Annotated in this window: 11 protein-coding genes and 1 pseudogene; 2 read left to right on the top strand and 10 right to left on the bottom strand. The window is 60.0% G+C overall.

The features are described from left to right. From C9413_RS17050 to C9413_RS17030, 5 genes are all read right to left on the bottom strand, one after another. On the bottom strand, window positions 1-1,263 hold a 1,263-nt coding region (locus C9413_RS17050), incomplete at its 3' end, for a form I ribulose bisphosphate carboxylase large subunit (RefSeq protein ID WP_170250672.1). Between the two features lie 34 nt (window positions 1,264-1,297). Next, window positions 1,298-2,377 carry a class II fructose-bisphosphate aldolase gene (fba, locus tag C9413_RS17045; protein WP_040115762.1) on the bottom strand — a complete coding sequence of 360 codons (1,080 nt, stop codon included), beginning with the start codon at window positions 2,375-2,377 and terminating at the stop codon, window positions 1,298-1,300. Between the two features lie 47 nt (window positions 2,378-2,424). After that, window positions 2,425-4,437 (bottom strand): transketolase, encoded by a 2,013-nt coding sequence (gene tkt / locus C9413_RS17040; protein WP_040116630.1) that lies wholly within the window; start codon window positions 4,435-4,437, stop codon window positions 2,425-2,427. 11 nt (window positions 4,438-4,448) lie between these two features. Next, on the bottom strand, window positions 4,449-5,321 hold the full coding sequence (locus tag C9413_RS17035; protein WP_040115763.1) for a phosphoribulokinase: 873 nt from the start codon (window positions 5,319-5,321) through the stop codon (window positions 4,449-4,451). Between the two features lie 14 nt (window positions 5,322-5,335). Beyond that, the gene (locus tag C9413_RS17030; RefSeq protein WP_040115764.1) at window positions 5,336-6,385 is read right to left on the bottom strand and encodes a class 1 fructose-bisphosphatase; all 1,050 of its coding nucleotides are present in this window, start codon (window positions 6,383-6,385) and stop codon (window positions 5,336-5,338) included. 117 nt (window positions 6,386-6,502) lie between these two features. On the opposite strand from C9413_RS17030, the gene C9413_RS17025 reads away from it, so the two are divergent. Continuing rightward, a complete protein-coding gene (locus C9413_RS17025; RefSeq protein ID WP_040115765.1) occupies window positions 6,503-7,447 on the top strand; it encodes a LysR family transcriptional regulator in 945 nt (314 codons plus the stop codon). 36 nt (window positions 7,448-7,483) lie between these two features. Here the strand turns inward: C9413_RS17025 and C9413_RS17020 are convergent, their stop codons facing one another. The 5 genes from C9413_RS17020 to C9413_RS17000 all read right to left on the bottom strand — a co-directional run bounded on the left by C9413_RS17020 (window position 7,484) and on the right by C9413_RS17000 (window position 12,376). Further along, window positions 7,484-8,296 carry a formylmethanofuran dehydrogenase subunit C gene (locus tag C9413_RS17020; RefSeq protein ID WP_040115766.1) on the bottom strand — a complete coding sequence of 271 codons (813 nt, stop codon included), beginning with the start codon at window positions 8,294-8,296 and terminating at the stop codon, window positions 7,484-7,486. Further along, complete coding sequence (gene fhcD / locus C9413_RS17015) at window positions 8,293-9,201, bottom strand: formylmethanofuran--tetrahydromethanopterin N-formyltransferase (RefSeq protein WP_040115767.1); 909 nt, start codon at window positions 9,199-9,201, stop codon at window positions 8,293-8,295. Before fhcD ends, C9413_RS17020 begins: the two co-directional genes overlap by 4 nt. Beyond that, a complete protein-coding gene (locus C9413_RS17010) occupies window positions 9,189-10,820 on the bottom strand; it encodes a formylmethanofuran dehydrogenase subunit A (protein WP_082046737.1) in 1,632 nt (543 codons plus the stop codon). Before C9413_RS17010 ends, fhcD begins: the two co-directional genes overlap by 13 nt. Further along, entirely contained in the window at window positions 10,817-11,848 is a 1,032-nt protein-coding gene (locus tag C9413_RS17005) for a tungsten formylmethanofuran dehydrogenase (protein WP_210263530.1), read from the bottom strand. Before C9413_RS17005 ends, C9413_RS17010 begins: the two co-directional genes overlap by 4 nt. A gap of 135 nt (window positions 11,849-11,983) precedes the next feature. After that, window positions 11,984-12,376 carry a 4a-hydroxytetrahydrobiopterin dehydratase gene (locus tag C9413_RS17000; RefSeq protein ID WP_040115770.1) on the bottom strand — a complete coding sequence of 131 codons (393 nt, stop codon included), beginning with the start codon at window positions 12,374-12,376 and terminating at the stop codon, window positions 11,984-11,986. Window positions 12,377-12,490: 114 nt separating this feature from the next. Here C9413_RS17000 and C9413_RS32745 point away from each other — a divergent pair. Then, window positions 12,491-12,751 (top strand): annotated as a pseudogene (locus tag C9413_RS32745) (GHMP kinase); the annotation flags it as partial.

Raw genomic sequence — 12,751 nt, 5'->3', positions numbered from 1 at the left:
GTTGGCAGTGGCGCCGGCGGCAATGCCCATCGGATGCCCAATGGTGCCGCCGCCGAACTGCAGCACGACATCTTCACCAAGAAGGTCCAAGAGCTGATGCATCTGCCCTGCGTGGATGCCGCCGGAAGCAACGGGCATCATGCGGTTGAGAGAGGCCCAATCCTGCTCGAAGAAGATGCCGTTCTCCAAACGCATCGGATTGAAGCCTTCGCGGCAGACGTCGTAGTAGCCGCGTGTCGTTGCGGGATCGCCTTCCAGCTTGCCGACAACGGTTCCGGCGTGAATGTGGTCGACGCCTGCAAGCCGCATCCACTTGGCGATCACCCGGAAGGACACGCCATGTGTCTTCTGGCGCGTATAGGTCGAGTGTCCGGCGCGATGAAGATGCAAGATCATGTCATTGCGACGTGCCCATTTTGCCATGGATTGGATCGCCGTGTAGCCGATGACCAGGTCGATCATGACGATGACCGATCCAAGCTCCCTGGCAAATTCAGCCCGCTCGTACATGTCCTCCATGGTGGCTGCCGTGACGTTCAAATACGGTCCCTTGATTTCGCCGGTCTCGGCCTGGGCCTTGTTGACCGCCTCCATGCAGTAGAGGAAACGTTCGCGCCAATGCATGAAAGGCTGCGAATTGATGTTCTCGTCATCCTTTGTGAAATCCAACCCGCCCTTCAGCGCTTCATAGACCACGCGGCCGTAGTTGCGTCCCGAAAGGCCAAGCTTCGGTTTCACGGTCGCGCCAAGCAGCGGGCGACCGAACTTGTCCAAGCGCTCGCGCTCGACGACGATGCCGGTCGCAGGCCCCTGGAAAGTCTTCACATAGGCGACCGGAAACCGCATGTCCTCCAATCGCAATGCTTTCAACGGCTTGAAGCCGAAGACGTTGCCGATGATCGATGCGCTCATGTTGGCAATCGAGCCTGGCTCGAACAGGTCGAGGTCATAGGCGATATAGGCGAAATACTGGCCTTGCGCATTCGGCACAGGATCGAGCCTGTAGGCCTTTGCGCGATATTTTTCGGTTGCCGTCAGCCGGTCCGTCCACACGACCGTCCAGGTGGCGGTGGAGGATTCGCCCGCGACGGCCGCGGCAGCCTCGACTGGATCGACGCCGTCCTGCGGCGTGATGCGGAAGAGTGCGATGATATCGGTATCCTTCGGCTCGTAATCAGGCTCCCAGTAGCCCATTTTCTTGTATTCCATCACGCCAGCTCTGTAGCGTTCCGCACCTGTGACGGTTTGCGATTTATTGGCCATGACTTTGTCCTCTCGTTGTCTTCTGGATCGCCGATCAGGCGGCTTTGGCTGCTGTGGTTTTCGGATCGAGTTCGCCCGCGGCATAGCGTCTCGCCATCTCATCTAAGGCAATGACCTTGATCCTTGAGGCGTTGCCCGCCGTGCCGAAACGTTCGAAGCGGTCACGGCAGAGATTGCGCAAGGCATCCATTGCAGGTTTCAGGAATTTTCGCGGATCGAATTCCTCCGGATGCTCAGCGGCGATCTTGCGAAACTGCCCCGCCATCGCCATGCGACAGTCGGTATCGATGTTGACCTTGCGGACACCATGGCGAATGCCGCGCTCGATCTCCTCGACGGGCACGCCGTAGGTCTGCGGCATTCGTCCTCCGAAGCGGTTGATGACGTCCTGCATTTCCTGCGGGACCGAGGATGAGCCGTGCATGACGAGATGCGTGTTCGGCAGCTTGAGGTGAATTGCCTGGATGACGCCCATTGCCAGAATGTCGCCGTCCGGCGCCCTGGTGAACTTGTAGGCGCCATGAGACGTGCCGCAGGCGATCGCCAGCGCATCGACGCCGGTGCGCGCGACGAAATCGACGGCCTGGTCAGGATCCGTCAGAAGCTGCTCATGTGATAGAGCACCTTCAGCGCCATGACCGTCCTCGGCAGCGCCGGTACCGCTCTCCAGCGAACCGAGAACACCTAGCTCCCCTTCGACCGAGACGCCCAGCCAATGGGCAATGTGCGTGACCCGTTCGGTGATCGCGACATTATACTCATAAGACGAAGGTGTTTTGGCATCCGCTTCGAGAGAGCCATCCATCATCACCGAGGTGAAGCCGTGGCGTATCGCCGTCATGCAGGTCGCTTCGTCGCTGCCATGGTCCTGATGGACGCAGATGGGTATGGCCGGATAGATTTCCGAAAGCGCCTCGATCATGCGCGCCAGCATAATGTCCTTTGCATAGGCGCGGGCACCCTTGGAGGCTTGGAGAATAACGGGAGCGTCACAGGCGGCAGCCGCCTCCATAACCGCAAGCCCCTGCTCCATATTGTTGATATTGAAGGCGGGAACTCCATAACCGTATTCCGCTGCATGATCGAGCAGCTGGCGTAGTGCGATGCGGGCCATAAGCCTGCTCCTTTCACGTTGAACTGTCCGGCCGGCCTGATCAGACCTCAGGCCGCAAGTCTCAGCGCCGCCTCCACGACGGCCCCGGGGGTGATGCCGAAATGGTCATAGAGTGCGGCGGCAGGAGCGCTGGCACCGAAGCCCTCCATGCCGATGAAAATGCCACCGTCTCCAAGGTATCGGTCCCAACCGAGGCGCGCCGCCGCTTCGATGCCGATCCGCGGTGCGGTTCCGAGCACTGCCTCGCGGTATTCGGACGGTTGTTGTTCGAATAGCTCCCAGCACGGCATGGACACCACCCTCGCGCCGATGCCGTGTGCAGCTGAAAGCATATCGGCAGCAACACAGGCAATTTCGACCTCGGAACCGGTCGCGAGGAGCGTGATGGGGGATGGTTGCGAGGTCGCGCGCAGGATGTAGGCGCCGCGCGCAGAACGGTTTTCTTCGCTATTGGCCGGGCGACACATCGGCAGGTTCTGCCGCGACAGCACAATCAGGCTCGGACGATTGCGGTCCTTGAGGGCCTGCTCCCAGCATTCGGCCGTCTCGACGATGTCGCACGGACGATAGACGTTCAGGTTGGGTGTCGCGCGCAGCATTGCCAGATGCTCGATCGGCTGATGGGTCGGTCCGTCTTCTCCAAGGCCGATCGAGTCATGCGTCATGACGTAGATGACCTGCTGCCCCATGAGTGCCGAGAGGCGGATGGCGCCGCGCGCGTAGTCGGAGAAGGCGAGAAAGGTGCCGCCATAGGGAATGAACCCGCCATGCAGGGCAAGGCCGTTCATCGCAGCCGCCATCGCGTGTTCGCGGATACCATAATGGATATAGCGGCCGGCGTAACTTCCCGGCTTGATCGGCTCCATTCCCGCGGTCAGTGTCAGGTTGGAATGGGTTAGGTCCGCCGAGCCGCCGATCGTCAAATCCGTCGCGGCGTTGATGATGCCAAGAACCATTTCGGAGGCCTTGCGCGTGGCGACCTTGGTCGCCTTGGCCTGATGCGTTCGACGAAACTCGGCAAGTTCATCGAAGAGTGATGTGTCGATCTCACGGCCTATGGTTCTCACGAAGGCGGCGCCTTCGGGAGCTGAAGCAACCCGGTTGAGCCATTTGGCCCGCTCGGCTGCCCCGCGTGCGGCAGCATCGCTCCAGCGCTCCAAAATAGCCTCAGGAACCTCAAAGGGCGCCGCTCTCCATTTCAGGACGTGTCTTGCCGCGGCGACTTCGGCCTCGCCGAGCGGCGCGCCATGCGTCTTCTCCGACCCCTGAAGATTTGGAGCGCCCTTGCCGATGATGGTACGGCAGGAAATGAGCGACGGCTTGTTCGAAACTCTTGCCCGGGAAATCGCCCGGCCAATCGCATCGAAATCGTGCCCGTCGATCTCCTGAACGTCGAAGCCCGCCGCCTGGAAGCGTGCCAGCTGATTCATCGAGGTCGAGAGGCTGGTGGGGCCGTCGATCGAGATGGAATTGTTGTCCCAGAACACGATCAGCCGCGACAGCTTCAGATGGCCGGCAAGATCGATCGCTTCATGGCTGATGCCCTCCTGCAGGCATCCGTCACCGGCAATGACATAGGTATGGTGATCAACGAGCCCGTCGCCATAGCGCGCATTGGACACGCGCTCGGCAAGCGCCATGCCGACCGCCGTTGCGATACCCTGGCCCAATGGACCCGTGGTCGTCTCGATGCCGAGGGCGTGACCGTGCTCGGGATGCCCGGCAGTCCTGGCGCCTAGCTGGCGGAACCGCTGCAGCTCCTCGACCGTCATATCCTCATAGCCGATCAGGTAGTGAAGCGCATACTGCAGCATCGAACCGTGGCCGGCCGAAAGAACGAAGCGATCACGATCGGGCCAATCGGGGTGGGAAGGATCGATCTTGATGAAGCGATTGAACAGCACCGTTGCGACGTCGGCCATGCCCATCGGCATGCCAGGATGGCCGGAATTGGCCTTTTGAACGCCATCCATGGCAAGCGCTCTGATGGCATCGGCCATGTCTTGTTCCGTTACGATAGCGGGTTCGATAATGCTCTGCGGCTGGAGTTGCGTGTTCATCGCTTTCATCCTCATGAGGTGCGGCTTTTGCGTTCGATCAGTTGCATGATCAGGGGTGTCAGGATCAGCTGCATGGCGAGATCGAGCTTGTTTCCCGGCACCACGATAGAATTGGCGCGTGACATGAACGAGTCGTGGATCATCGACAGCAGATAGGGGAAATCGATGCCGCGCGGTCTGGCGAAGCGGATGACGAGCATCGATTCGTCAGGCGTCGGTATCCAGCGCGCGATGAACGGGTTGGACGTGTCGACGATCGGAACCCGCTGGAAGTTGATATCGGTCAGCGTGAACTGCGGCGTGATGTAGCGGACATAGTCGGGCATGCGCCGCAAGATGACGTCCATGACTGCTTCCGTGGAATAGCCGCGAGCTTCGCGATCACGGTGGATCTTCTGGATCCATTCGAGATTGATGACAGGCACGACGCCGATCTTCAGGTCGGCGTGACGGGCGAGATTGACCTTGTCCGTCACCGCGCACCCGTGCAGCCCTTCATAAAAGAGCAGGTCGCTTTTCGGAAAATCGCGCCATGGCGTGAAGCAGCCCGGCGGGACGTCAAAGCGCGCGGCCTCCTGTTCATCGTGGATATAGGTCCTTGTGTGGCCCGTGCCGCTGCGACCATATTCCTCGAAAACGGCTTCGAGCGTCTCCAGTTCGTTGGCCTCTGCGTTGAAATGGGTGAAATTTGGATTGCCGTTCCGTTCCTCCTCGGCCACCTTTTCCTTCATGGCCTGCCGGTCGTACCGGTGAAATGCGTCTCCCTCGATGAAGGCAGCTTCGATTTTCTCGCGCCTGAAGATCTGTTCGAAAATCCGCTTGACCGACGTGGTTCCGGCGCCCGACGATCCGGTAATCGAAATAATGGGATGCCTTGCCGACATGTCTTGTTCTCCGATCAGGCCCTGAAGAGACCGCGATTGCTGAAGAGCGGTGCACGCTCGGCAATATTGCTCGGCTCGGTGTGGTAGCGCCCGATGCGCATGACCTCCCGCGCCGAGCCGAAGACCAGCGGAACGCGCTGGTGCAGTGACGTGGGCGTCACGTCCAGAATACGGCTGATCGTGTCGGTGGCGGCTCCGCCGGCCTGCTCAATAAGGAAAGCAATGGGATTGGCCTCGTAGACCAGCCGCAGCCGGCCCTCGCCATAGCCCCTGCGCGTGTCGCCGGGATAGAGATAAACGCCGCCGCGCATGAGGATGCGATAGGCATCGGCGGCAACGGCCGCGATCCACCGCATGTTGAATTCCTTTTCACGCGGCCCTTCCGTCCCCTTCAGGCAATCATCGACATAAAGCCTGACGGCCTCGTCCCAATGACGATAGTTGGAGGCATTGATCGCGAATTCCTGGGTCCTCGGTGGAACGACCACGCTTTCGTGGGCATGAACGAATACGCCGCCACCTGAGGAAAAGACGAAGACGTGGGTGCCGCTGCCGAGGCTGAGAACCAACGCAAGCTGCGGGCCGTAGATGAAAAAGCCGGCGGCGAGCTGGGCGTCTCCCCGTTGGAAGAAGGAGGCGTTAGGCTCGCCGACCGGATCACCAGCCGCTGGAAGGATGGAGAAGATCGTCCCGATGGAGACGTTTATGTCGATGTTCGAGGAGCCGTCCAACGGATCGATGGCGACGGCAAGCGGAGCTTTCGGATCGAGGAGCGCTGCGTCTTCGAGTTCCTCGGAGGCGTAGAGGCAGACAGGCGCCTCTCGCATCGCGTCGATGAAGAGGGCATCGGCCAGGACGTCGAGGTCCTTAGTTATGTCGCCGCCTGGACCAACTTGGCCGCGTTCTCTGGAAAAGGCCTTACCGGGCGCACCCTGATTGATCGTGCTGTAGAGCGTGACGGCAGCGCAAGCCAACTGCCGGATCGTGACGGCGGCAGCTTCGCAATGGGGGCCACCACTGTCGATATGGGAACTCAAAAAGTTGTCTAGCGTCGACGAAGTCATAGCCTACCTCCCCGCCCGCTCCTCACTGCCCGGGCATGGCAACATCGAAACAGGAATCTCGAATTAAGTAAAATTTATTGTATTTACTAGTTAGCTAAAAAAAATTAAGCTATACAGATGAAAAACCTGACGCTTCGACATTTGCGTGCAACGCAGGAGATCGCGCGGCACGGGACAATCGTGCGGGCCGCCAATGCGCTCGGCCTCACCCCCTCGGCCGTCACCATCCAGCTCAAGCAGATTGAGGAGGATGCCGGCATCATCCTTTTCGACCGGACAAATGATGGAATTCGTCCAACGGCGGCGGGCCTTGCTTTCATCGATGCCGCCCAGATGATCGAGGAAAGGCTGCGCCAGCTGGACGACGAAGTCGATGCAATCAAGGGCGTGCGCACCGGCACCCTCGCCCTCGGCGTCGTCTCGACCGCAAAATACTTCGCGCCGAACATGATGGCGACCTTCCGCAAGAGCCACCCCGGGATCGCCGTTTCACTCGCGATCGGCAACCGGGCGGAAATCATTACCAAGCTTAAGAACCATGACGTCGACATCGCCCTGATGGGCCGTCCGCCCAAGGACATGCCGTTGCACTCGGTAGGATTCGGCGACCATCCGCTTGTGATGGTCGCACCGCCCGACCATCCCTTGGCAGGGAAACGGGACATCACCAAAGACGAGATCGCAAAGGAACATTTTCTTGTCCGAGAACCCGGCTCCGGCACGCGCATATCGCTGGAAATCTTCCTCGGCGAGATTCCGGGCAGGCTCGATGATCTGGGAACCGAGATGTCGTCGAACGAGACGATCAAACAGGCCGTCATGGCGGGCCTTGGCATCGCGTTCATTTCGGCCCATACCATCGCCATGGAACTGGAGTTCGGCAAACTCGTCACCCTCGACGTCATCGGAATGCCGATCCGCAGGCAGTGGTTTTCGGTAACACGGACGGACAGAACCATCTCCCCGGCGATGAGTGCCTTTCAGGTGTTCCTGCGTGAGCGGGGAGCCCAATGCCTGCCCTTCTTCGATAAGCTTTATCCGATGTTGCAGCAATCCGATTGAAGATCTTCGGCCGATCTTAAACCGGATGGCCACGGCTCAACCTCGCGCAAACATGATTTCGCCCGTGCCCAAGACCGCATTGTCGCCGCCGAAACGGAAGGGTTTTTTGCCGAGCAGTGGCCGGTCGAGGATTTTGTCTTCCATCAGATAGCGGTCGAACAGTGCCGGAAAGACGATTTCGACCCGGCCGCAATCGATGAACGTCGGCGAAAGGGCCGCCGGTCGCCGGTCGAACAGAAGCGAGCCGCGCTTCATCAAGTGGCCGGGATAAAGACCGACGCGTCCGATTGCAACGATCGTCCCGGCGGTCATGCCGAGGCCGGCGTAATCGCCGCATCCCTTCAAAAGCGCGATGATGCCTCGCCGCATTTTCTCGCCGGGGCGATGGCCGGCCTTGCCGCCAACAATCACGATGCCACCCGTCATGCCGTGGATCTCTCCCACCATCGGCCCGCCAAGGCCGTCGCCTGCGTCACCGGCGATCTCGATGCGCCCGTTCCTCATACCCGATCCCGCCTGTAAACCGGCCTTTCCTTCGATGTTCAAGAGGCCGCCAGCCATGCGGCGACCGGCGCGGGCGCCGACATCGCCCTCGACCCGGATCTTTCCCGCCGTCATCTCCGCTCCGACGAGGTCAAAGCGCCCGCTGCCGCCTGAAAACACGATGGATGAGATATCCCTCCCCTCCACCTTGAAGACATCGCCCACCGTGGCGGGACGCCGGCTCGTTCCGATCGGCAATCTGGCGATGTCGGCAGGCTGCATGCCGTTGAGCTTTTGGGGCGTCAAGCCGGATAGATCGAGCCTTTCATCCGGTTCGGAGCGAAGGGTGAAGGTCAGCGGCTTCATGGCAGGAGATCCCTCAGATGATAATGGAACTTGCCGAGTTTGCCGCCATAGTTTCCCGCGCTGATGCGCAAAGCGCCGCGCCTCGGCCCGAAATTGATGACCGCCTTCAGCCCGGCACGCATCGCTGCAGCCACCGCCTCGCTCGTCTCCCCGTCGATGACGATTTCAAGGATTGCATTGATGTCGGGACCGAGCGCACTCTTGGTCACCCCCCGTAGTGTGGGCGCATAGGCATCGTTGGTCGAAGCCATCATGCCCTTGTACTTGCCGCCGATTTTCGAGCCGGAGCGCACGATGCCGCCGGGGAAAGGCATGATTGCGCCGGGAACCTTCTCAATCGCTGCCACGGCGCGCTCGGCCGCCGCCAGCGCCTTTGCGCCGTCTGTGGCGAGCAGGAAGAGGTTTCCGCCGCCAACCGCCTCTTTCGTCAAACCGGTCTTCGCCTCGCACAGGAATTCGCCATCCATGACCGGCACCCGCCAATAATGCTTGCCGCCGAACTTCTTGGAGATCTGCCATCCGTCGCCGAAATAGCGCAGGGATGATCCGAGATCGAGCGAAGCGCTGCCTTCGAGCCCGGAAAAACAGGCGCTGCCGGGCGAGGTCAGAACGCATTGACCGAGCCTGGTTTTCAACTGCTTCTGCAGCTCGTCCGTCCCCATCGCAAAGATCATCACGCGGCAGCCCGGACGCCCATCCGGCGTCCCGGACGCCGGAATATCGATGTCGATCGCCGCCTCGCAACCACAGCCGATGACGGAGGTCGCAAAGCCCGACATGGTGGTCGCCGCCTGGCGCGCCCACTTCAGGTTCGGCGCGGTGATGATGATTGCGGTCGCACGCATGCCGAATGCCTCGGCAAACGTGTCGTCGATCTCAATGCCGTTGCGGATCAGCTCTTGCATGCGACCTCCGCAAAAGGGTTTTCGCGACAAATCGCTGAATCTGGAAAGGTGAACCAGTCGAGCGACAGACCGTAGCGATCTTCGTGATAGGCTTGCATGCGCTTGGTGATACCCTTGTCGGGTGGCAAATTGAGGTGCACCGTCTTTCCCCAACGATAGTGCGTGACGACGCCGTCCTCGACGACCAGGTCCCCGTTCTTGAACACCAGAGCCGCGTCGCGGAACATCCTTTGGACATCCTGCCCTTTCCGGTAGACGGCGACATCCGCGATTGCACCGGGGCCGAGGTGCCCGCGGTCATCGAGGCCAAGCAGCCTCGCCGGCGCTGCTCGCGTCATGACCGCAACCTCCTCAAGCGTATATTCGCGGGAGATCGAGGCGAGTGTGGTAAGCTCCAGCGCGGAGCGGTCGAGCTCGTCCATCTTGGCATTGCGGACATCGCGGCGCATCAGCAACTCGAATAATTCGGGATAGGCCGTGAAGGGAGCGCCGTTCGGATGGTCGGTGGTGAAGAAAACCCGCCATGGGTCGTTGATCAGCAAGAACAACTCGAGCCCCACCGCCCATTGCAGCGAACCATAGTAGTCCTTGCGATAGCGATAGGGGACAATGCCGCCGCCGTTTCCGTCGCCGTCGAAGAGAATGGACTTTTTCGGACTTGCCGTTCGCATTCCGGAATACTGCCTTATGACGTCCGATGAGATCGTCACTGTCTGGCCAAACATCACCTGTCCGACGTCGATCGTCACGTTTTGCGTGCTGTTGACCAGATCGGCAAGACGGGCAGCCTCGGAGGAAAAGCCGCGTTTGCCTTCGGTGCCGTAACCATAAAACTGCAGGTGCGCGAGATGGATTGGTTGGCCTTGCGACGCGCGAATTGTCTCAGCAGCCGTTACGGCGTTTCCGGCGATACCAAGGTTGTTGGCGTGGACATGGAGGGGGTGAGGGATTCCCAGACGGCCGACGGCGGACTGCAGCGTCTCGACGATCTTGCGGGAAGTGACCCCGTAGGATGGCACGACGTCGTCGAAGGCGAAGCTGCGGATGTTTTCCTTGAACGCGGCTGCTGCGCCTGCATTGATCACCTTCACGCCGAGCGATCTTGCCGTCGACACCGTCCAAGCCACGTAATCATCGATCATCGCCGACGAGGCGTTGTCCCTGATCATCGACAGAAGGAAATCGTCATTGCCGAGGATTGCAAGCGTTGCCTTGTCGATGATCGGGATGTCGGCAAGCTCCATATGGGTATGAAGCGCATTCGAAGGCGACATGGCGGGCTCTACCACGGTGGTAAAACCCATCTGAGCGTAAAGGCATCCGGTGTTGAAGGTAGACCACCCGGCGTTTGCAAGCGGCGTGTGCAAGGGCCGTTTGAGGTGCGCGGCATGTTGTTCGGGCAACAGAAGACGGGCCGTATTGACGTTGCCGCCGCCGATATGCGAGTGGATGTCTATTGCACCGGCCATGACGAAGCAGCCGGTAACGTCATAGGTTTTGTCAGCCCTCTTTGAGACCGGCTTTTCGATGATGACGCCATCCTCGATCCAGACGTCGCGTTTGCCGGTCGGACCGTTGATCGGATCCACCACTTCCCCACCTGCAAGACGGATCATCATGATGGCAAACCCTCTGCCTGCAGGGCCTGCTCGAGTTGCCCGACGATTGAATGAATGCTGGGGAGAGCGGACGGCGCCGTTGCGGCAACGGATCTTAGGGTTCCGATGCGGCTCGAATAGACCACGCCGTCATGGTCAAGGCCAGCCTTGCCGATACGAACGGTGACCAACGCGCCGGCGGCGGGCCGTTCACTCCTCACCAGCGCGACCGTGGGCACTCGGCTGCGTTTCGGCAGACGCGCCTCGTCACGCTCCGATACCCACAAATGCATATCCGCCTCCTTATCTGCAATCATCCGCTCGATGTCGCAAAGCCATGGGTCATGGATGGGTGAGCCGGTCGAAAAGCCTGTTCGCGGCGGAAAGCCCGTCATCCAGGTCGATGCCAAGACCATGCCCCAGGCGTCGTCGTCGCACGGGAGGAAAAGAGCCGTCGCCCGCCGGGCTCTGTTGATGTCGGCCAGCATGCCTTGTAGCATCGCCAGACTGGCCGGGTCATTGAGATGGGAGAAGACGAAGACGGGAAAACGCGCGCTCGCCATTTCGCTCAAGAACGCATCGATATTGGCGAGAGGGGCGGATGTTTTTCTTCCAGCCAGCACCGCCCTGAGGCTTCCGAGCACGGCGTCGATGGGAAAATCGGACGAGCCCACTTCGATCGCCTTCAAACGTCGCAGCGGCTCGCTGGCGGCGGCCGGCGCCTTGCCTTTGATCTGAAGCCAACGCCTTCGGCTTGACGACGACAGATCCGCCGTCGTTGACGCAAGCGATAAAAGCCGAACGTGATGAGCCGCTGCAATGTCGCCGACGATGATGATGAGGTCGGCGCGGCGCCGCACTTCCGTCGCCGTTGCAAAAAAACCGCCGATATCCGTGTGAAGTGCCACTTCATGAAGAAGGTCGCGGCCATTCACGTGGTCATAGGTCGCCCCGACCCGCTCCGCCAGCGCAATCAGGCTGCGGGAGCCATGGACATCCGATTCAATGGAAAATACCGGGCAGCGGCTCTTTGCCAGAAGCTTTGCCACCTGCTCAATTGCAGCAGGCAAAGGAACTGTTTGGCTGCCGATCCATGCAACCATCACACTCCGAAACTTTCTGGTGCCGTCGTGAATTTATCTGTTCTTCGTCAAATGTGAAGTCCATCCGACGAAAAATGCCGATCAGCTATCATATTTCAGGTAAGCAAACCGCTGATCGGCGTTGGGCGTGCCTTCGAGAGTACCGTCCGCCTTGCCCGGCTGCCATTGGACGACGTCCTCAATCTTTTTGGCGAGTTCGAAATCCTTGTCGGTCACGCCTTTGGCAGCATGGTTCATCAACAACACCTCCACCCACGCATAGGATGCCTTGAGATCGGGATGGTGCCAGGCCGCCTCTGCCAGGTGTCCAACCGTGTTGATGACCATAAGGGTGGATTTCCAATTGTGCGTCTTGTATCGGCGGCGTATCCAGCCGTTTTCGTAGCGCCAATGCGGAAGCTCCGCCTGCAGCTTCGAAACGATCTCGTCCTCGGAATAAACGCGCTCCCGTTTCCGTTCCGTCTCCTCGCTCATCGCGGCCGCTCCTTTGGTTCTTTTCTCCCGGTTCGTCACCCAGGCTTGCGCTGGTAGTAAAATACGATAACATAACTCAGGGCCCGATTATCAAAAAGTTCAGAAATAGAACCGATGTCGGACTCCGTCTCCATTCAAGTTCCTGGACGCTTACACCTCGGATTCCTGGACATCCCTGGCAAGGACAGCTCGCGCTTCGGCAGTATCGGTTTGCCGCTGGACGGCATATCGACGCGGCTGGAGATCTCGCGGGCAGCCGAGACCAGCGTCCATGGACCCGATAGTGCCCGGCTTTTTGCTCACCTTACGGCCCTGCGGTCTCGTCTCAAGCTTTCAGGCCATCACCGGGTGATGGTGCGAGAGACAATCCCGGCC

The sequence above is a fragment of the Rhizobium sp. SEMIA 4085 genome (assembly GCF_013004495.1).
Taxonomy (GTDB): domain Bacteria; phylum Pseudomonadota; class Alphaproteobacteria; order Rhizobiales; family Rhizobiaceae; genus Rhizobium; species Rhizobium gallicum.
Note: the sequence above shows the minus strand (reverse complement) of the source record. Positions and strands in the feature narration are given on the sequence as shown.

Coding starts and splice junctions, on each gene's coding strand:
- C9413_RS17030 (WP_040115764.1), bottom strand. CDS start 6,385: ATGACTTCGTCGACGCTAGACAACTTTTTGAGTTCCCATATCGACAGT.
- fhcD (WP_040115767.1), bottom strand. CDS start 9,201: ATGCAAGAGCTGATCCGCAACGGCATTGAGATCGACGACACGTTTGCC.
- fba (WP_040115762.1), bottom strand. CDS start 2,377: ATGGCCCGCATCGCACTACGCCAGCTGCTCGATCATGCAGCGGAATAC.
- C9413_RS17010 (WP_082046737.1), bottom strand. CDS start 10,820: ATGATGATCCGTCTTGCAGGTGGGGAAGTGGTGGATCCGATCAACGGT.
- C9413_RS17020 (WP_040115766.1), bottom strand. CDS start 8,296: ATGAAGCCGCTGACCTTCACCCTTCGCTCCGAACCGGATGAAAGGCTC.
- tkt (WP_040116630.1), bottom strand. CDS start 4,437: ATGAACACGCAACTCCAGCCGCAGAGCATTATCGAACCCGCTATCGTA.
- C9413_RS17025 (WP_040115765.1), top strand. CDS start 6,503: ATGAAAAACCTGACGCTTCGACATTTGCGTGCAACGCAGGAGATCGCG.
- C9413_RS17035 (WP_040115763.1), bottom strand. CDS start 5,321: ATGTCGGCAAGGCATCCCATTATTTCGATTACCGGATCGTCGGGCGCC.
- C9413_RS17000 (WP_040115770.1), bottom strand. CDS start 12,376: ATGAGCGAGGAGACGGAACGGAAACGGGAGCGCGTTTATTCCGAGGAC.